Origin of the sequence: Pseudoduganella danionis (assembly GCF_009720775.1) — a bacterium.
Classification (GTDB): domain Bacteria; phylum Pseudomonadota; class Gammaproteobacteria; order Burkholderiales; family Burkholderiaceae_D; genus Rugamonas; species Rugamonas danionis.
Map to the genome: position 1 here is coordinate 604782 of NZ_WNKW01000002.1, position 18012 is coordinate 622793.

Here is an 18012-nt window from a genome sequence, read left to right on the forward strand (position 1 = left end):
CTAGAATAATTTATTATTTGATTATCATATTAGTCAATTGATTTATTGTCTATTGCGACATTATGGCAAGTATGGCTTTGTGGCTTCTATGGTAAATTGGGCGATACGAGTAGAACCACGCGATATGACCACAGCTATTTACAGCCATCCCGATTGCGCCCGTCACGACATGGGCGACTGGCACCCCGAATCTCCGGCGCGCCTGCAGGCGATTGCCGACCAATTGATCAGCGCCCATGTGAACGATCTGTTCGAGCACCGCGAAGCACCGCTGGTAGCGCTCAGCGATCTGGAACGCAATCACAGCCGCAATGCCATCGCCATCGTGCGCGACAACGTACCGGCCGAAGGCGACACCTATCCGATTGATGGCGATACCACGCTGAACCACTATAGCTGGAGCGCTGCCCAGCGCGCTGCCGGCGCGGCCGTGGCGGCCACGGATGCCGTCATCGATGGCGAAATCGAGAATGCCTTCTGCGCCATCCGTCCGCCCGGTCACCATGCGCGGCCGATCGAGCCCATGGGCTTCTGCCTGTTCAACAATGTCGCCGTGGCGGCCAAGCATGCGCTTGATGTGCGCGGTCTGGCGCGGGTGGCGGTGGTGGACTTCGATGTCCATCATGGCAATGGCACGGAAGAAGCGCTGCGTAACGAACCGCGCGCGCTGATGGCGAGCTTCTACCAGCATCCGTTCTACCCCTACACGGAGCCGGAGCCGATTACTGCGAATCTGGTGAATGTGCCCTTGCCGGCCCGCTCGGGCGGCGAGGAAGTGCGCAAGGTGGTGCTGGAACACTGGCTGCCGGCGCTGCACGCGTTCAAGCCGGAGATGATTTTTATTTCAGCGGGATTCGATGCGCACCGCGAAGATGAAATCGGCGGCATGGGGCTGGTGGAAGAAGACTATGCGTGGATCACGCAGCAGATCATGGCGGTGGCGCGCCAGCATGCGCAGGGCCGCATCGTGAGCTGCCTTGAAGGTGGCTACAACCTGTCGGCACTGGGCCGCAGCGTGGTAGCGCACCTCAAGGCGCTGGCAGAAATCTAGTTGACGATGCGTTCGCCCTGACGGGCGGACCAGCGGTACAGACCCCAGACGGCGGCGCTGCCCACGATCAGGGCAATGATCATGGTGTGCGATTCGCTGAGGCTGTTGGCTATCGCCAGCGGCTCGCCTTTACCGGACAGCACGATCAGGCCGGCCAGTGCCACATTGAACAGGCTCTCGCCGACGATGAAGCCCGACATGATCAGCACACCGAGACGCTTGGCCGTTTCGCCGCCCGTCTTGCGTTCCATCGCGCGTTCGAACAGATAGCCGGTAATCGCACCAATCACCACTGGCGTAATCACGGCGCTAGGCAGGTAGATGGCCAGACCCACGCCCAGCGGTGGCAGGCTGTATTTGTCATTGCTGGCTTTCTTGAGCGCGAAGTTAATCAGCACCAGCAGCAGGCCGACCAGCGCGCCGTAGCCGAGCAGATTCCATTGCAGATTGCCGCCGATGACGCCATTGGCCAGCGTCGAGATCAGCAGCGCCTGCGGTGCGGCCAGCGGCTGGGCGGAAATCGCGTGGGTGTTGGCGGCGCCGACGAAACCGTTGGCGTGGTTGAGCAGTTCCAGTACGGGCGGCACGACGCAGGAACCGGCGACGACGCCGATCAGCAGGCCGACCTGCTGCTTCCACGGCGTGGCGTCGACTAACTGGCCGGTTTTCAGATCCTGCAGATTGTCGTTGCCGATCACGGCCACGGCCAGCACCACGGTGGTGACGAACAAGGCGAACGCGATCAGCGCCTGTGCCGTGTTCGGGCCCAGGATGCTGCGGCCTACCATGCCCACACTGAGTGCAGCACCGAGGATGGTTAGAATGGCGATGCCCGAAACGGGCGAGTTGGAGGAGCCGATCAGGCCTGCCATGTAGCCGCATACGGCGGCAGCGAACATGCCGGCGATCAGAATGTAGCCGATGCCGACGGCCACCAGCGGCACGCTCAGGCTGGCGATGGTGGTGCCATCGAGGAAGCTGGCCAGCAGCCAGCCGGCAGGGGCCATGGAGATCAGGGTAATCAGGCCGACGATGAAGATCGGCAGATCCTGCTCGGTGCGGTCCAGCGTGACGCCTTCCAGCTTGGCTTTGCGGGCGGTTTCCATGGCCGATTTGAGGCCGCTGAAAATCGGCTTGGCCAGACCGGCCAGCGTGACAATCGCGGCCAGACCAATCACGCCGGCGCCCATCATGCGCACTTCCTTGGACCAGATGCCCAGCGCGTGGGCCGAAGCTTCCACGCCAGCAGCTGCGGGCGTCAGGCTGGTCATCAGGGGCACCATGATGCCCCAGGCGATAAGCAGGCCGGCCAGCATGGCGATACCGACGGTAATGCCCATCAGGTGGCCGGCGCCGATCAGGGCCAGCGAGCTGGAAGCGCCGATGCCGGTCGCGCCGCTGCCGGTACGGAAGTAGATTGCTACTTCGGCGGCCATGAATTTGATGGCGCCGCCGGCGGCAAATGCGGCCGATGCCAGACTGCCCCAGATCACGGCCCACAGGCCGGCTTTGCCTTCTTCGGCGCCGGAACGCGAGGCCATGCCCACTTTCAGTACTTCGGCCGCAGCCACGCCTTCAGGGTAGGGCAGGTCCGATTGCGACACGAGGGCGCGGCGCAGCGGCATGGTGTACATCACACCGAGCACGCCGCCCACGGCGCAGGCGCCGAATACGGGCCAGAACGGTACTTGCTCCCACCAGCCTATCATGATCAGGCCGGGCAGCACGAAGATCACGGAGGCCAGCGTGCCGGCCGCCGAGGCGATGGTCTGGACGATGTTATTTTCCTGGATGGTGGCGTCCTTGAAGGCGCTCAGCAAAGCCATGGAAATCACGGCCGCAGGAATCGAGGTGGCGAAGGTCAGGCCTACTTTGAGGCCCAGATAGACCTGCGCGGCGGTGAATACCAGCGTAATCAGTATCCCCAGGATGATGCCACGCAGGGTGATTTCCTTCGGGTTGGACGGTGCAGCTATGCTCATCTTCAGCACTCCGGTCGAAAAATAAATATTGTAGATATGGTTAGAAACGGCAAAAGCGACCCATCATATCCGAAAGCTGCACGGCTCAGCAGGTAAAATAGCGGATTGTCAGAACGTTTTAGAAGGTCAGAGCATGTCGATACAATGGTTCCCTGGGCATATGAACGCTGCCAAGAAGAAGGCGGCCGAGCAGATGGAGAACACCGATCTGGTGATCGAGGTGGTCGATGCGCGGCTGCCCGAGGCCAGCACCAACCCCATGGTGCTGGAGTTGCGCAAGTTCCGCCAGCGCCCGTGCCTGAAGATCATTAACAAGGTCGATCTGGCCGATCCGGCTGCGACGGCAGCGTGGGTGGCCTATTACAACGCGCAGGAAGGCGTGAGCGCGTATGCCATGACCACCAAAAAGCCGGCCGATGTGGCGCGCATACCCGAGCTGGCGCGCGCGCTGGCGCCGCACCGCGGCGTGCCGACCAAGCCGCTGCGCATCATGATCATGGGTATCCCCAACGTGGGCAAATCGACCCTGATGAACGCGCTGCTGAAGAAGCGCGTGGCCAAAGTGGGCGACGAGCCGGCTGTGACAAAACAGCAACAGAAGCTGTACCTGGATAAGAACACCATTCTGGTCGATACGCCCGGCATGCTGTGGCCTAAGATCGCCATGCCTAGCGATGGCCTGATGCTGGCGGCCAGCCACGCAGTGGGCACCAATGCCGTGATCGAAGAGGAAGTGGCCGTATTCCTCGCTGATGAACTGCTGCAGTCCTACCCGCAGTTGCTGGTGGCGCGCTACGGCTTCAAGGAGATCGAGAGCATGGACGGCATCGCCGTGGTGGAAGGCATCGCTGCACGGCGCGGCTTCCGCCAGAAGGGCGGCGATCTGGATTTCGAAAAAGCCTCGCACGTCTTCCTCGGCGACTACCGCAGCGGTGCGCTAGGCCGCATTTCGCTGGAAACGCCGACTAGCCGCGCCCTGCGCCTCGAGCAGTTTGCTGCCGCTGAAGCTGCCCGTCTGGCCGAGAAGGCCGCCAAGGAAGCTGAGAAAGCCGAGAAGGCTGCACGCGGCAAGCGCGGCACCTAAGGTAGCCGCTCAGTTCTGGCGCTGGCGGTAAATCTGCAGGGCGACCAGTGAGGCCGCCATAAAGCAGGAGAACACCAGGCTGCGTCCCCAGTGATAGTCTGTGGGATCGCCCAGTGTGTGGACGTAAATCAGGTTGCCGCACAGGCCGCCCAGCATGGCCAGTGCAAAATTGCGCACATTCCGTTTCATGTCATTCTCGCGTTAAGCAGTGGCGCGATTCTAGCCGATGGCGGGGCGGTAGTGCAGATGCCCCGCTACGACAGGGCCTGTTGCGGCGCTATCTTTTGGATGGAGCTGGCCCTCGTTGACGGGCACCACCGCGAAGTCGAAGGGGCTGATGCCTTCCAGGCAGGCCACATTGACACCATACTGCTGCGGATTGGAGCGGCGCTGGTGGTGCGTATAGATGCCGCATTTCGAACAGAAGTAGTGCTTGGCCTGCATGGTGTTGAACTGGTACAGCGTCAGTGCATCGGCGCCGGCCGTGATGGTGATATCGGCCAGACTGGCCGACACGGCCACTGCACCGCGCATGCGACAGTAGGAACAATTGCAGCGCCGCGCAGTTTTCAGACCATCCGTGAGCCTGACGTGAAACTGCACCGTGCCGCAATGACAGGCGCCGTGGGCCTCCTTGATTTCCATATCCATTCGATCTGCTCCGCGTTAGCTGCTTGTGCTCGGGTTGTGCTCGGGTTGTGCTCTGTTACTGGCGCTGGCACTATAGCGCGAATTCCACTGCGAGGTCTGCCTTGTGCGATCCGGCCTGTGTCGCCGGTGGGAAGCCATCCCCTCCAATTTTTTTAAACGATGAAGCCGATTTCTTTCACCATACTGCTGGCTGCAGCGCCATTGGCCTATGGCGCCGCCACGACCTGCAATCTTCTGGCGGAAAGCGCCAACGATAGCGTGATCCGGCAGGAAGGCCAGTGCGATATCGCCACCTCGCCGATGTCGACTTTCAAGCTCGCTATCAGCCTGATGGCGTATGACGCGCAAATACTGGTGGACGAACATCAGCCGGTGTGGCCGTTCAAGCCCGGCTACGTGGATTGGCGCGCGGAGTGGAAGCAGGATATCGCTCCGGCCCAGTGGATGGCATGGTCAGTCGTCTGGTATTCGCAGCAGATTACCCAGCGTCTCGGTGAGCAGCGCCTGGTCCGCTATGTGCGGCAGTTCAGCTACGGTAATCAGGACGTTGCAGGTGGCTTGACCAAGGCGTGGTTGAATTCCTCGCTGCAGATTACGCCGCGCGGACAACTGGCTTTTCTGGGCCGGCTGGTGCGGCGCGAACTGGGCGTGACGGCACAGGCTTACATGATGACCGCACAGATTGCGCACCACGGCAAGCTGGCGAATGGCTGGGAAGTGGTTGGCAAGACCGGGGCGGGTAGCTATGGTGCGCACGGCAAGCTAGGTTGGTATGTGGGCTGGGCCAGCAAATCAGGGCGCACCGTCACGTTCGTGCAGCAGCGGCTCGAAAGTGACGAGGCGCTGGATGGCCCGGCCGGTTTCCGTGCGCGCGATGCCATGCTGGCACAGTTGCCCGCATGGCTGGACGCACTGTAGGCTAGCCGAAGCGGAAGCTGCTTACGGCCAGCGCACCCATGAAAGCATCCTCGTGATAGGGCACGCTGGCAGCATCATTTTCGGCAGCTCCCAGCACCACCATCAGCGGCAGCAAGTGTTCTTCGCGCGGGTGTGCCATGCGTGCGGCCGGCGCTTTTTCCCATTCCAGCAGCGCGGCCGTGCGTTGGGCTGGCGGCAATGCCATGCTGGTGCGCAGCCAGTCGTCAAACGCCTTTGCTGCCGCAGCACCCTGGGCGTTGAAAGCGCGCAGATTGTGGAAACTCAGGCCGCTACCGATGATTAACACGCCCTGTTCGCGCAGCGGTGCCAGCAAGCGGCCGACCTGTACGTGTGCCAGCGGATCGAGATCATGGCGCAGCGATAGCTGGACGATGGGCATGTCCGCTTGCGGATAGGCTGGATACAGCGCGCTGAAAGTGCCATGGTCGAAGCCACGCTGCTCGTCCAGCACAGCAGGGAAGCCGCCCGCGTCGAGCAGTTGCTTGACCTGCGCGGCCAGTGCCGGATCACCGGGCGCCGGATACTGCACTGCATAGGTGTGCGGCGGGAAGCCGCCGTAGTCATAGATCATCGGCGGCTTGGCCGAAGAGGACAGCATGAACTGGCGCCCCTCCCAGTGAGCCGTAATGACCAGCAGGGCTTTCGGCTTGGCCGGCAGTTCGGACGGCAGGGCGCGCAGCGAGGCGTCCAGCCTGGCGTACAGATGCCCGACCTGATCCATCATGAACGGCCAGGGGCCGCCGCCGTGGGACAGAAAATAGGTAGGCAGGGTAGACATGAGCAGACTCCGTTGGAATGATGCCCATAACTATAAGGACGGCAGCCTGCCTTATCAATCCATGAAATGTCGATAGATTCGATCTAAATAGTTAATCGTAGCGCCGCCACTGCCGGTGCAACGGCCCGGCACAGCCTCCGGCAAAAGCGCCTGCGCGCGCGCAGACGCGTATAATGCGCGGGTTTTGGTGCTTGTCAGCGTGTTCGCGCTGGCAGTTAAACGGGAAACACAGGGCCGTGCGCGCTTGCCAGCGCTGCGGCTAAGGTGTGCTGCCCCCGCAACGGTAACGCATGGCGCAATCAGCGCCGTGCCAGCCCGGATACCGGCCAGACAGGGGGAAGCGTGCAGGTGCTGCCTGTGCGTCTTCCGTACACTTCCGGCTTGCGGGGACGCAGGCGGATGCCTCTTTTGGAACTGAATCTCATGCCTGTATTCCCTCCACGCCGGCTCGCTGCAGCCGTGGCTCTCTGCTTTACTTCCCTTACTCCGCTGGCCGCTCTGGCTCAGGAAATCGTTGCTGCGCAGGTCGCGCAGGTGCTGGCACCGGTGATCGTCACCGGCTCGCGCTTTGATGCCGATCCGGCGCTGGCACCTATCGGTGCAGTGGTAATTCATGCCGAAGATATCCAGCGCGCGGGCGTGAGCGACGTGAATGCCGCCATCCGCAAGATCGGCGGCGTGTATGGCCGCCAGAGCCTCGACGGCAGCCCCGATTTCAGTCTGGACCTGCGCGGCTTCGGCACCAATAGCAGTCAGAATATGGTGATCGTGCTCGATGGCGTGCGCCTGTCGGAAAATGAACTGAGTAATGCCATCCTGTCCACCATTCCTATCGACAGCGTGGAACGCATCGAAATCACCCGTGGTGGCGCCAGTGTGCTGTACGGCGATGGCGCCACGGGCGGCGTAGTCAACATCGTTACGCGCCGTCCGGTGAAGTTCAGCCGCCGTGGCACGATGTTTGTGGAAGGCGGCCAGTTCGGCGCGGGCGAATTGCGCCTGTCCGGTGCGCACGCATGGGAGGGCTTTGCGGCCGATGCCACGCTCGATACCCAGCGTACCGACAACTACCGCGATAACAACGTATTCAAGCAGACCCAGTTCGCCGGTGGCGCACAGTGGTTCGATGACGCGGGCCGGGCCGGCTTCCGTTACGAGGGCGCGCGTCAGGACATGGGCTTGCCCGGTTCGCTGACGGCCCAGCAGTTCGCCAGCAATCCGCGTCAGGCCAGTACGCCCAACGACGCCGCCAGCCTCGATAGCGACCGCCTGACTGTCTTCGGCCAGCGCCATTTTGGCGCCTATGACGTGGCGGCTGATCTGTCCTACCGTAAGAAGCACAGCAAGGGCACTTACTACAGCCCATCCCTGTATGTGATGGAGTATGACAGCAAGCAGACCCAGTTCTCGCCGCGTGTGCGCCATCTGGGCAATGTGGCTGGTCTGCTCAACGAGACGGTAGCCGGCGTCGATCTGATGTACTGGACCCGTGTGGCCACGAGCAGCTATTCGGCTGACGCCAACCAGCACTCCAAGGCCATCTATCTGCGCGATGAACTGCGCTTCGATGCAGCCCATCAGGGCCGTATTTCGGCGGGTGTGCGGCGCGAACTGTTCGACAAGAATTTCCGCGATCCGTTCGGCTATGGCAGTAAGGCCTACAGCGCGGTGCAGGCGGTGAATGCATGGGAACTGCAGGCCAGCTATATGCCGCTGGCGCATACCACGGTATTCGGCAAGGCTGGCCAGAGCTACCGTCTGGCTACCTCGGACGAAAATGCTTACCCGCAGAAGAAAAATCAGCCGCTGGAAGCGCAGCAGTCGCACGATCTTGAACTGGGTGCCAGTTACGCCAGCGCGCTGCAGAAACTGACGGCGCGCGTGTTCCGTCACCAACTGGTCAACGAGATCTTCTACGACCAGTCGGTCTACGCCAATGTCAATCTGGCGCCGACCCGCCGTCAGGGCTTCGAGCTCGATGCAGAACAGCGCATCAACGCCGACTGGACGCTGAACGGCCACTACCAGCACGTGGATGCCAGCTTCACCGAAGGCAGCAACAACGGCAAGCAGATGGTACTGGTGCCAAAGAACACGCTGAGTGCACGTATTAGCTGGACGCCAGCCAGCGGCCAGACGGCCGATCTGGGCGCCCAGTGGGTCGATAGCCAGCGCTTTGGTAACGACTTCACCAACCAGTGCAACGCACGCATTCCAAGCTACACCACGTTCGATGCCCGCTATGCGCGCACCTACGGCCAGTGGGAAGTGGCAGTGCAGGGTTTGAACCTGACGGACAAGCACTACTACTCGCAGGCCTTCGACTGCAACGGTGCGATCTATCCGGCTGATGGCCGCCAGTTCAAGCTGTCCGCGCGTTACACCTTCTGAGCTAGACCATGAAGACTTACGCTTACCTCCCTCATCTTCGTATGCTGGCGCTGCTGGGCGCCAGTGCCGGCATGGTCGCCGCCGGTGCCGCGCAGGCGGCCATCACCGTGCGTGATGATGCCGGCAATACCGTCACACTGGCCAAGCCGGCGCAGCGCGTGATCGCCATGGCACCGCACATCACGGAGCTGCTGTTCGCCGCAGGCGGGGGCGAGCGGGTGGTAGGCGCGATGAACTTCAGCGACTATCCGGAGGCGGCCAAGCGCCTGCCCCTGATCGGCAGCGATGCGCAGATCGATCTGGAGCGGGTGCTGGCGCTGCGGCCCGATCTGCTGGTGGTGTGGCAGAGCGGTAACACGGCACGCCAGATCGAACAGCTCAAGAGCCTCGGCGTGCCGGTGTTCTACAGCGAACCGAAGAAACTGGAGCAGGTCGCTACCAGTCTGACCCGTCTCGGCCAGCTGATGGGCACCGAAGCCGTGGCACAGGCAGCCGCGCAGGACTACCGGCAGAAAATCGCCGCTCTGAGCGCCCGCTATGCCGCCCGGCCAGTAGTGCGGGTGTTCTACCAGATCTGGGAAAGGCCCATCTATACGCTGAATGGAGAGCATATCGCCAGCGACGCCATGCGCGTGTGCGGTGGCCAGAATGTGTTTGCCGATGAGCGCGTGCCGGCGCCGAATGTGAGCAGCGAAGCGGTGCTGAAGGCCAATCCGGAAGCCATCATCGGCGGCCAGCGCCACGATGCCGAATCCGGCATCCAGATCTGGCGCAAGGTTACGGCCATGGAGGCCGTCAAGCGGGGCAACCTGTTCATGCTCGATAGCGAACTGCTGGTGCGGGCCACTCCGCGCATCGCCGACGGCATTGCCGTGCTGTGCGAAAAGCTGGAAACGGCACGCCAGCACCGACCCGCCGGCAAGCCTTAATTTTCGGTTAATTTGCGGGCAGGGAAAAAGGTGGTAATCTGCCCGCGTTTGCCACCTATCTTGAACAAGGACTACTATGCGTTTCCTGAGCTTTCTGCGCCCCCTGTTAGCCACTGCCGCCTTCATGGCCGCTGCCAGCGGCGCCTATGCCGCCGATTTCAAAGACGGTCTGGATTTCAACACCGTCAACGCGCCTAGCCGCCCGGACACGGGCAAGAAAGTCGAAGTGCTGGAAGTGTTCATGTACCACTGCCCGCACTGTAACGCGCTGGACGTGCCACTGGCCGACTGGGTGAAGAAGCAGGGCGACAAGATCGTGTTCCGCCGCATGCACCTCGGTGAAGATGCACAGGCCAAGGCCTTCTACACGCTCGAAGCGATGAACGCACTGGGTAACGGCATGCACGAAAAGCTGTTCCGCGCTATCCACGTGGAGCGCAACCGCCTGAACACGGACCAGCTGGTGCTGGACTTCGTGGTGAAAAACGGCATAGACAAAGCCAAATATCTGGAAACTTTTAACTCGTTTGGCGTTCAAACCCGCATGAAGCGCGGCGTGCAAATGGCTAACCTGTATAAGCTCGATAGCGTACCAGCCATCGTGATCGACGGTCATTACACCACCTCGCCAGCCGTGGCAGGCCATGGCCTGACTTCGGTACCGGCTGCACACGCTGCCATGTTTGCCGTGGCCGACAGCCTGATCGCCAAGTCGCTGCAAGAGCGCGCGGCCAAGAAGTAAGCCAGCAGTTACCGAGTAATCAACTGCGTAAAAGCAGCGCAACGCCAGACGGGGTCAGTATGAAAGAGATTAGCGACGAACAGAAAGCCGTCGAAGGGCAGGTGATGAAGATCTACAAAGAATCTTCACCTATCATCGAAAACCTGTTCGAATGGGCGTATATCAACCATCTGGCGTGGAGTCTGGCTGCATTGGCGCTGGCGCTGGTGGTCTGGCTTACGCTGGCGCTGAGCAATGCGGAAAACCAGCGCAATGCGCTGGCGACCAAGCAGTGCGCCGACCCTGTCTTCAAAGGCGAAATCGACAAGAAATGCCTGCGCAGCGTACAGTCGCGCGAGCACTGGTGGCAGCACGTGAGCTACGCGCTGACCCACCTCAGTCCCGAGAAATAAGCCGGCCGTTCAGGCGTGCGGCCGCTGCGCTGCACGCGCTGCCGGCTGCGGCGCAGTGCGGATGATGACCGTGCAGGTGGTGCCCGCCACCAGTTCCAGCCCCTGCGGCAGCGGATCAAGCGCGATGCGCACCGGCACGCGCTGCGCCAGCCGGACCCAGTTAAACGTAGGATTGACGTCCGCCAGCAGCTCGCGCCCCGTGCTGGCATCGCGGTCGGTAATGCCATGGGCGATGCTGGCGATGTGGCCATGCAGCGCGGCCGCACCGCTCATTAGCTGAACCTCCACCGCGTCGCCGGCCTTCAGCAGCGGCAGCTTGGTCTCTTCAAAATACCCCACTACATAGTACGAAGCGGCGTCGATCAGCGCCAGCTTGGCAGCGCCCACTGCGGCGAAGTCGCCCGCATGCACATTCAGATTGGTCACATAGCCCGTGACAGGCGCACGCACCACAGTGCGCTCCAGATTCAGTTCGGCCAGCGTGCGCGCCGCCAGTGCAGCCTGATACTGCGCACCGGCCGTATCGGCAGCATAGGCCGCCGTCTCGCGGCTTTCCGCCGAGATGATGGCGCTATCCAGCGCTGCACGCCTGCTGGCTTCCTTGCTGCGCCGGCCCCGTTCCACCTGCTGCGCTGCCTGCAGGGCTTGCGCCTGTGTGACGGCATTGCGGTAGCGCGCCTGATCGACGGTGAACAGGATGTCGCCCTTTTGCACGAGCTGGTTGTCGTGCACCAGCACTTGCGTCACGGTGCCGGCCACGTCGGCGCTGATGGTGACCACATCGGCCTTGATGCGTCCATCGCGCGTCCAGGCGGATGCCATGTAGTGGTCCCAGGCGGCACGGCCCATCCACAGGGCAGCGCCCAGCAGCAGCAAAGTCAGAAAATAGCGGAAGATTCTTGTAGCGTTCACGTTGTACTCTCGGGGGCAGGGAGGTGGCTGGTTACTGGTAAAGGGTGATCAGCAGGGCGCTGAAAATGCAGACGAACAGGCAAAGCCGCGCCAGCGCCGGATGCCAGCTATGACGGTAGGCGCCCAGATGGCTGAGGGCGTGATCGAGCACGCCCTGTAACGCCATGCTGAGCAGGAAGACTGGCAGTACGCCCGGTATCAGGACGCCGAACAGATCGATTTCACGGGGCATGGCGGGTTTCTCCTGTGCTGAGCTGATCTTGCAATGAAGTATAGATGGCATGTAAATCGGGCAGGGTGGCTTGCAATGCCAGCTGCTGGTCTGGCGGCGCGGCGGCCAGCTCGGTACGCACGGCCGTGCCGGTGGCCAGCGTGATCTGCAGCGTGGTGGCGGCGGCCGCGTGGTCGGGCGCCTGCAGGTAGCGTGCGAGCTGGCTGACCAGCGTTTGCAGCGCTGTACGGGCAGCACCTGCGGGTGCCTGTGCGATATACAGGCGCAGGTCGATGATGGCGTGGCCCAGTTCAAGCAGGGTGAGGCCCTGACTGACGATGGTGCGCACTGCCGGGCCCGGCGCGGGACCGGCAGCGGCATTCAACTGGCTGAGCAGGTCGCGTACGCGGTTGTCGTAGCGGCGCTTGAGACGGAACATGGGGGCTTTGCAGGCACGCGAGGCTTCGCGCCACAGCGCTGCCGCCACATGGTCGCGCTGGCCCATGGTGTGCTCGGGCAGCACCACGCTGAACATCAGGTAGGCCACCACCACGCCCAGCAGCAATGCCAGTTCGCTGTTGATGAAGTTCTCCATATCGTAGTGCATCAGGTTGGCCGGTATCAGCAGGGTGGCGCAGAACATGCAGATGCCTATGCCGGCACCGGCCCAGCGTGCACCGCTGAGCAGATAGGCGCCCAGCGCCAGCACCGGCATGGTGGCCAGCACCAGCGTGACAAAATCGTTGGCGCGCGCCAGCAGGAAGAATTCCGTGACGAAGGCCAGCGGGGCAGCGATGCCGAAGCCGATCAGCACCTGCTTGATCATGGCCGTGGGGCGCGGCGAGGACGAGGCCAGTGCGCAGAAGATGGTAGCGATGACGATGGCATTGCCTAGCTGCGGCCAGGCCAGCCAGTACCACGCAGCCACGGTTACCAGCAGGGTGCTGGCGGCGCGCACGCCGCTGGCCAGCACGATGGCGGGCGGAGTTTTCGGCGTGTAGGCGCCGGGATCGCTGACCTGCTGGCGCTTCTCCTGCGTCAGCCCATGGTAGATGGCGATGAAGTCGCCGAGGTCGCGCACATAGCGCTCCAGCAGTTCGATGGTGGTGTCGAAGTCGATCTGCTGGGCGCGTGCGATGGGACTGTGCGCCGACAACTGGTTTAACTGGTAGCGTGCGCTGGCGATATCGCTGGCCAGCTGCGTGCGCATGGTGGCCATGCGGGCCGGCGTCAAATCCTGCGACATGGCGCTGGCCAGATGGCTGTGGATGGGCTGCACCAGTGCCAGTATGCTTTGCGCGTGTTCGGGTGCGGCACCGTGCAGGCGGTGAATCAGCCGGTGCAGCGTATAGAAGGTGGTCAGCACGGTCATGAAGGCGGCATTGAAGGCATGTAGCTGGCGCGTGCGCGCGCGGCCATCGCCAGCTTCGAAGAAGGCGGCAGCGCGGCCCGATTCCAGCGCGGCGATATCGGCAGCGAACTTGAGGTGGGCCAGCTCGGTTTCGGCCGGCGTGAGGCGCTGTTCCAGCACCTGCGTGCAGAAGGTGATGAAGCTGGTGTAGCGGTTCTGCACGGTGCGCATCACATTGCGCGCATGGCGGCGCGGGAACACCACGTCGTGGATGACGGCGGCGCAGATGATGCCCAGCCCGACTTCCGTCACGCGCGTGACGGCCAGATTGAACACGTGTTCGGGCCCGTCGATGGCCGGCACCACGATCATGCAGGCGGTATAGCCGGCCAGTACAAAGCTGTAAGACTGCTGGTTGCGGTGCATGGCGGCGCCGCTGGTGCACAGCGCTATCCACAGTGCCACGCCCAGATACAGCAGGATGGGGGATTGCGGCAGCAGGGCTACCAGCAGCAGGGCAGCCGTGCAGCCAACCAGGGTGCCGAGAAAACGGTAGAAGGCTTTTTCCAGCACCATGCCGCTATTTGGCAGTGCCAGGATGACGCTGGTGGCCAGTGCCGAGTAGGGGGCATCGAGTCCGAGCCGGAACGCCAGCCACAGGGCGCAGTAGGAAGCGAGCAGGGTGCGGGCGACGAAGATCCAGCGTTCGCCTTCGCTGTTGAACCAGTTGCGGCTTTCGGCTGCTAACCACGCCGCCAGCCGGGCCGCTGCCCCGCGCGGTTCTGCTGTTCTGGTGTTCTGATTGGCAGCGGCGGGGGCAGGGTTCATGTGTTTGCGTATGCGCTAGGTCAGCGCTTCCAGATTATTCAGCTGCCGGCGCAGCAGATCTTCAAGTAGTTTAAGTTCCACGGGGCTGTAGCCGTCGTAGGCGCGGGTGGTGGTGCCATACACTTCGGGCAGCACTTTTTCCACCAGCGCGCGGCCTGTATCCGTCAGTTTGATCATCACGCAGCGCCGGTCGCCGGGACGGTTGCCGCGGGTGATCAGGCCCTGCGCTTCCAGATCGTTGCAGACGCGGGTGAGGTTGGCCGGTTTTTCCATGCAGGCTTCGCCCAGCGTGGATGCGGTGGAGGTCTCATCCTCGGAGCCGTACAGCACGGCCAGCACCATGTAGCTGGCGTCCACCAGATCATATTTGCGCAGCGCCGCGTTACTCAGGTCCTTCATCCGTTTCTGGATGTGGTAGGTCATGCGCAGTACGCGCATCAGGTCTTCCGGGAATTCCGGCATGCGGGCATGGATGTTTTTTAAGCGCTTTGTGGTCGCTGCAAAACTACTCATTGCCTACTCCTCTGCTATCTTATAGAAGTCCCGATTGTACTATTTTAGTTTCATGGCAATTCCAGTTTTATGCCGCCACCTAGTGCCGTCATCAACAATGTGTAGTTCTCTAGTTGTTTGCTTGCCACGACTGCCTGCTGCTGCTGCTCATTGAGCACCGTCAGTTGCGCGCTGATGGTGGTTTGCGCGTCACTCAGGCCGGCACGATAAGCCTGTTCGGCCAGCTGCTGCTGGCGTTTGGCGACGTTCACTGCCTGACTGGCCAGCGCCTGCTGCTCGTGCACCGAATTGATGCGCACCAGTGCGTTCGCCACTTCCGCCAGCGCCTGGACGATGCTGGCGTTGTACTGTTCCACTGCACCATCGTAGAGCGCACCCTGTTCCTGCAACTGGCTGCGCAGGCGGCCACCCTCGAACAGGGGCAGGCTGATGGCCGGTGTGACGCCGGCCATGGCCGAATGCCCATCCAGCAGATGGCTAAAGCCCAGGGACTGCAGGCCAGCGAAGGCACTCAGGTTGATGTTCGGGTAGAACGCCGCCTGTGCCACGCCGATGCGCGCGCTGGCCGCTTCGATACGCCAGCGCTGCGCCACGATGTCGGGCCGGTGGCCTAGCAGTTCGGCCGGTAGTTGCGCTGGCAGCGCGCCATCGTGCCCGGATTGGAGTGCAAGGACTGGCCGGGCGATCGTGTCACCGTCGCCCGGACCTTTGCCAGAAAGGGCGGCCAGCTGGTTGCGCAGCAGGGCCATGGATTCTTCTATCTGTTCCAGTTCGCGCCGTCCTGCCGCCAGCGTGGTTTCCATGCTGCGTACATCGAGCTCGCTGGCCAGACCGGCTTTGTGACGCTGGCGGCTAATATCGAGCAGACACTGACGCTGCGCCAGACTCTGTTCCGCACTATCGTGCAGCGCGTATTGCAGCGATAGCTGGACGTAGTTGCGCACGATGGTAGACGCCAGCGTCAGACGCGCGAGCTGGGCTTCGGCCGAGGCGATTTGCACCTCATCGAGTGCCGCGCTGAGTGCCTGCCGGTTACGGCCCCACAGATCGAGGTCGTAGCTGGCCGTGACGGCGGCGCTGGCTTTCCACGCATAGTTGCCAGCCAGCGGAGGCGGAACCGTGCTATTGGCCGAGTAGCGTTCTCGGTCGGCACTGGCACTGGCATCCACGCGCGGCAGCGTGGCAGCGCGCGTGATGCCGGCCAGTGCTTCGGCCTGGCGTACGCGCGCCTGCGCTGCCTTCAGCGTCGGCTGCTGTTCCAGTGCGCTGTCGACGATGCGGTTCAGCTGGCTGTCGTGCAGCGCTTCCCACCAGTGCTCGGTCGGCCATTCAGCGTCGGCGCGGGCCGCGCGGATCGCCTTGCCCGCATCCAGCGCTGCAGCGTTGACAGGCTGCGCCTGCGTGCGCACCGCTTCCATCGGGGCACAGCCGGCCAGCAGCATCAGCAGGCCGAGCAGGCTGGCGCTGATGGTGGCTGGCAGAAGGGCAGAGAGGCGCTGGCGGTTCATGCTGGTCGCGGCAAGCTGATGGTGGTCAGAGTCGATGCAGGCGGGTGGTCTGGACGGCAAACCAGCTTATTTCGCGTAGTGCTTGCGGGTCTGGGCCACGTCGAGGTCCACTTCGGTCTCGATCAGCGTGCCGTTCTTGCGCGCTTCCAGATAGGCGGCCTGTACCTGCTCGCGCGTCAGCGCTGCCGGCTGGGTGCTGGTGGCCAGTGCTGCGGCAGTCACGGCGGCTGGTGCGGCGGCCGTGGTGGCGGCTGCGGCTGCGGCGGTAGTGGCGGTTTTGCCGGCCGGTGCGCTGGTCTGGGCGAAGGCGCTGGTAATGGTGGTGGCCGTAGCGGCGATAGCGAATGCGGCGGTAGCGGCGGCGCTCAACAACTGTTTGCTCATGGTGCTCATCTTGATGCTCCTAGCGGGTTGGGATGAGTAAACTATATAGATGAATAGTACATTTGTAAAGTAATTGTTTTCTATCACGGCGATAGCTTTTCTTGTGACTGGCAGGAGCGAGCACGTGCTCAGGCTGCGGACGTGTTGAAGCGCAGGCGCAGTACCAGCGGCATGATGGCCAGATTGACGGCCAGTACGGAGAGCCAGATGGCGCCGGGCCAATGCGCACGTGCCGCCATGTAGATGGCCGAGAAACCCAGCGGCGCAAGGATCGAAGCCAGACTGACGGCGGCTGCCAGCACACCCTGGAATTCGCCTTGCTGTTCGGGCGCGACGAGGCGGCTGGCCAGTGCCTGCAGCGCCGGTGCGCCTATGCCGGCCAGCGCGAACAGGGGCATGACGGCAAATACCTGCCAGTCCTGTCTGGCCATGGCCATCACGGCCAGTGCGCTGCAGGCGCCCAGCAGGCCGGCCAGTATGGCGCGCCGTTCTCCGAGCAGGCGGGTGGCGCGGCCGGGCAGCAGCGCCTGCGCCAGTGTCTGGCAGACGCCGAAAGCACCGAGTGACATGCCGATGTGCAGCGCATTCCAGTGGAAGGCATCCTGTCCCCACAGGGCCCAGCAGGTGCCATAGGCTTCGCCGGCTGCGCTGAAGGCGAAAAACACCAGCGTGATCGGCAATAGCTGCCGCTGCCCGAGCACCCAGCGCAGCGGCAACAGCGGATTGAACTGGCGTAGTTGCAGCGGCTCGGTACTGGGCGCGCGGGTTTCGGGCAGGGCGCAGAGCGCCAGCAGCAGATTGGCGCCGTTCAGGGCGGCCGCGGCGATGAAGGGTAGCCGTACCCAGTGCTCGCCCAGCAGGCCGCCCAGTACGGGGCCGATGATAAAGCCGGCGCCGAACATGGCGTTGCATAAACCGAAGCGGGCGGCGCGCTGCCCGGTGGTGGAAATGTCAGTGATGTAGGCGGTGGCGACGGACATGTTCGCGCTGCTCAGGCCGGCAATGGCGCGGCCCAGAAACAGCATCCACAGCTGCGGTGCGCAGGCCATCAGCAGGTAGTTGATGCTGGCGCCGGCCAGCGACAGCAGCAGCACGGGGCGGCGGCCTATGCGGTCACTGAGGGCGCCCAGCACGGGCGCGAAGACAAACTGCATGACGGCGTACAGCGCCGTCATGCTGCCCAGATAGGGCGCCACTTCGCCCTGCTGGCTGACTTGCTCCAGCAGGCGGGGAAGGATGGGGAAGATCAGGCCAAGGCCGACGGCGTCTAGCGCCAGCGTGGCATAGATGATGTAGAGGGAGGTAGGCATGGTGGATATTTAGTCCGAGTATAAAAATGTACTCAGTACATAAATTGTATCCAGTA

18 protein-coding genes and 1 riboswitch are annotated in these 18012 nt (G+C 62.7%); of the genes, 7 read left to right on the forward strand and 11 right to left on the reverse strand.

Features of this window, described 5'->3' with window-relative positions; genetic code table 11:
* Positions 1-124 precede the first annotated feature (124 nt).
* On the forward strand, positions 125-1051 hold the full coding sequence (locus GM655_RS10905; RefSeq protein WP_155434679.1) for a histone deacetylase family protein: 927 nt from the start codon (positions 125-127) through the stop codon (positions 1049-1051).
* On the opposite strand, the gene GM655_RS10910 is transcribed toward GM655_RS10905, so the two are convergent.
* Positions 1048-3033, reverse strand: a complete 1986-nt coding sequence (locus GM655_RS10910) for an OPT family oligopeptide transporter (protein ID WP_155434680.1) — start codon at positions 3031-3033, stop codon at positions 1048-1050. The genes GM655_RS10905 and GM655_RS10910 overlap by 4 nt on opposite strands.
* A gap of 160 nt (positions 3034-3193) precedes the next feature.
* Here GM655_RS10910 and ylqF point away from each other — a divergent pair, with 160 nt between their 5' ends.
* Complete coding sequence (gene ylqF, locus GM655_RS10915) at positions 3194-4117, forward strand: ribosome biogenesis GTPase YlqF (RefSeq protein WP_229632530.1); 924 nt, start codon at positions 3194-3196, stop codon at positions 4115-4117.
* Positions 4118-4126: 9 nt separating this feature from the next.
* Here the strand turns inward: ylqF and GM655_RS10920 are convergent, their stop codons facing one another.
* Together GM655_RS10920 and GM655_RS10925 are read right to left on the reverse strand one after the other, a co-directional pair.
* Positions 4127-4306, reverse strand: coding sequence for a hypothetical protein (locus GM655_RS10920; RefSeq protein WP_155434682.1), 180 nt, complete (start codon positions 4304-4306; stop codon positions 4127-4129).
* Positions 4307-4336: 30 nt separating this feature from the next.
* Positions 4337-4768: a GFA family protein gene (locus GM655_RS10925; protein WP_155434683.1), complete on the reverse strand. Its 432-nt coding sequence runs from the start codon at positions 4766-4768 to the stop codon at positions 4337-4339.
* A gap of 159 nt (positions 4769-4927) precedes the next feature.
* On the opposite strand from GM655_RS10925, the gene GM655_RS10930 reads away from it, so the two are divergent.
* Positions 4928-5686, forward strand: coding sequence for a penicillin-binding transpeptidase domain-containing protein (locus GM655_RS10930; protein ID WP_155434684.1), 759 nt, complete (start codon positions 4928-4930; stop codon positions 5684-5686).
* 1 nt (position 5687) lies between these two features.
* Here GM655_RS10930 and GM655_RS10935 read toward each other — a convergent pair whose 3' ends face one another.
* Entirely contained in the window at positions 5688-6485 is a 798-nt protein-coding gene (locus GM655_RS10935; RefSeq protein WP_155434685.1) for a DODA-type extradiol aromatic ring-opening family dioxygenase, read from the reverse strand.
* A 168-nt stretch (positions 6486-6653) separates the two neighbouring features.
* A riboswitch (cobalamin riboswitch) is annotated at positions 6654-6830 on the forward strand.
* A 78-nt stretch (positions 6831-6908) separates the two neighbouring features.
* On the opposite strand from GM655_RS10935, the gene GM655_RS10940 reads away from it, so the two are divergent.
* The 4 genes from GM655_RS10940 to GM655_RS10955 all read left to right on the forward strand — a co-directional run bounded on the left by GM655_RS10940 (position 6909) and on the right by GM655_RS10955 (position 10939).
* A complete protein-coding gene (locus tag GM655_RS10940; protein ID WP_155434686.1) occupies positions 6909-8876 on the forward strand; it encodes a TonB-dependent receptor family protein in 1968 nt (655 codons plus the stop codon).
* Positions 8877-8884: 8 nt separating this feature from the next.
* A complete protein-coding gene (locus tag GM655_RS10945; RefSeq protein WP_371866778.1) occupies positions 8885-9805 on the forward strand; it encodes a cobalamin-binding protein in 921 nt (306 codons plus the stop codon).
* Positions 9806-9881: 76 nt separating this feature from the next.
* On the forward strand, positions 9882-10547 hold the full coding sequence (locus tag GM655_RS10950) for a thiol:disulfide interchange protein DsbA/DsbL (protein WP_155434687.1): 666 nt from the start codon (positions 9882-9884) through the stop codon (positions 10545-10547).
* A 59-nt stretch (positions 10548-10606) separates the two neighbouring features.
* Positions 10607-10939 carry a hypothetical protein gene (locus tag GM655_RS10955; RefSeq protein WP_155434688.1) on the forward strand — a complete coding sequence of 111 codons (333 nt, stop codon included), beginning with the start codon at positions 10607-10609 and terminating at the stop codon, positions 10937-10939.
* Positions 10940-10948: 9 nt separating this feature from the next.
* Here the strand turns inward: GM655_RS10955 and GM655_RS10960 are convergent, their stop codons facing one another.
* The 7 genes from GM655_RS10960 to GM655_RS10990 form a co-directional block, all read right to left on the reverse strand.
* Entirely contained in the window at positions 10949-11851 is a 903-nt protein-coding gene (locus tag GM655_RS10960) for an HlyD family secretion protein (protein ID WP_371866779.1), read from the reverse strand.
* A 31-nt stretch (positions 11852-11882) separates the two neighbouring features.
* Positions 11883-12083 (reverse strand): DUF1656 domain-containing protein, encoded by a 201-nt coding sequence (locus tag GM655_RS10965; RefSeq protein ID WP_155434689.1) that lies wholly within the window; start codon positions 12081-12083, stop codon positions 11883-11885.
* On the reverse strand, positions 12073-14241 hold the full coding sequence (locus tag GM655_RS10970; protein WP_155434690.1) for an FUSC family protein: 2169 nt from the start codon (positions 14239-14241) through the stop codon (positions 12073-12075). The genes GM655_RS10965 and GM655_RS10970 overlap by 11 nt, the downstream gene beginning before the upstream one ends.
* Positions 14242-14256: 15 nt before the next feature.
* Positions 14257-14754, reverse strand: coding sequence for a MarR family winged helix-turn-helix transcriptional regulator (locus GM655_RS10975; RefSeq protein ID WP_155434691.1), 498 nt, complete (start codon positions 14752-14754; stop codon positions 14257-14259).
* A 50-nt stretch (positions 14755-14804) separates the two neighbouring features.
* Positions 14805-16262 (reverse strand): efflux transporter outer membrane subunit, encoded by a 1458-nt coding sequence (locus GM655_RS10980; protein ID WP_155434692.1) that lies wholly within the window; start codon positions 16260-16262, stop codon positions 14805-14807.
* A 66-nt stretch (positions 16263-16328) separates the two neighbouring features.
* Positions 16329-16655, reverse strand: coding sequence for a DUF4148 domain-containing protein (locus GM655_RS10985; protein WP_155434693.1), 327 nt, complete (start codon positions 16653-16655; stop codon positions 16329-16331).
* 119 nt (positions 16656-16774) lie between these two features.
* A complete protein-coding gene (locus GM655_RS10990; protein WP_155434694.1) occupies positions 16775-17956 on the reverse strand; it encodes a TCR/Tet family MFS transporter in 1182 nt (393 codons plus the stop codon).
* Positions 17957-18012: the final 56 nt, after the last annotated feature.

Bases quoted from the DNA above. Each gene is read 5' to 3' on its own strand.
- GM655_RS10905 (WP_155434679.1), top strand. From the start codon at position 125: ATGACCACAGCTATTTACAGCCATCCCGATTGCGCCCGTCACGACATG.
- GM655_RS10910 (WP_155434680.1), bottom strand. From the start codon at position 3,033: ATGAGCATAGCTGCACCGTCCAACCCGAAGGAAATCACCCTGCGTGGC.
- ylqF (WP_229632530.1), top strand. From the start codon at position 3,194: ATGAACGCTGCCAAGAAGAAGGCGGCCGAGCAGATGGAGAACACCGAT.
- GM655_RS10920 (WP_155434682.1), bottom strand. From the start codon at position 4,306: ATGAAACGGAATGTGCGCAATTTTGCACTGGCCATGCTGGGCGGCCTG.
- GM655_RS10925 (WP_155434683.1), bottom strand. From the start codon at position 4,768: ATGGATATGGAAATCAAGGAGGCCCACGGCGCCTGTCATTGCGGCACG.
- GM655_RS10930 (WP_155434684.1), top strand. From the start codon at position 4,928: ATGAAGCCGATTTCTTTCACCATACTGCTGGCTGCAGCGCCATTGGCC.
- GM655_RS10935 (WP_155434685.1), bottom strand. From the start codon at position 6,485: ATGTCTACCCTGCCTACCTATTTTCTGTCCCACGGCGGCGGCCCCTGG.
- GM655_RS10940 (WP_155434686.1), top strand. From the start codon at position 6,909: ATGCCTGTATTCCCTCCACGCCGGCTCGCTGCAGCCGTGGCTCTCTGC.
- GM655_RS10945 (WP_371866778.1), top strand. From the start codon at position 8,885: ATGAAGACTTACGCTTACCTCCCTCATCTTCGTATGCTGGCGCTGCTG.
- GM655_RS10950 (WP_155434687.1), top strand. From the start codon at position 9,882: ATGCGTTTCCTGAGCTTTCTGCGCCCCCTGTTAGCCACTGCCGCCTTC.
- GM655_RS10955 (WP_155434688.1), top strand. From the start codon at position 10,607: ATGAAAGAGATTAGCGACGAACAGAAAGCCGTCGAAGGGCAGGTGATG.
- GM655_RS10965 (WP_155434689.1), bottom strand. From the start codon at position 12,083: ATGCCCCGTGAAATCGATCTGTTCGGCGTCCTGATACCGGGCGTACTG.
- GM655_RS10970 (WP_155434690.1), bottom strand. From the start codon at position 14,241: ATGAACCCTGCCCCCGCCGCTGCCAATCAGAACACCAGAACAGCAGAA.
- GM655_RS10975 (WP_155434691.1), bottom strand. From the start codon at position 14,754: ATGAGTAGTTTTGCAGCGACCACAAAGCGCTTAAAAAACATCCATGCC.
- GM655_RS10980 (WP_155434692.1), bottom strand. From the start codon at position 16,262: ATGAACCGCCAGCGCCTCTCTGCCCTTCTGCCAGCCACCATCAGCGCC.
- GM655_RS10985 (WP_155434693.1), bottom strand. From the start codon at position 16,655: ATGAGCACCATGAGCAAACAGTTGTTGAGCGCCGCCGCTACCGCCGCA.
- GM655_RS10990 (WP_155434694.1), bottom strand. From the start codon at position 17,956: ATGCCTACCTCCCTCTACATCATCTATGCCACGCTGGCGCTAGACGCC.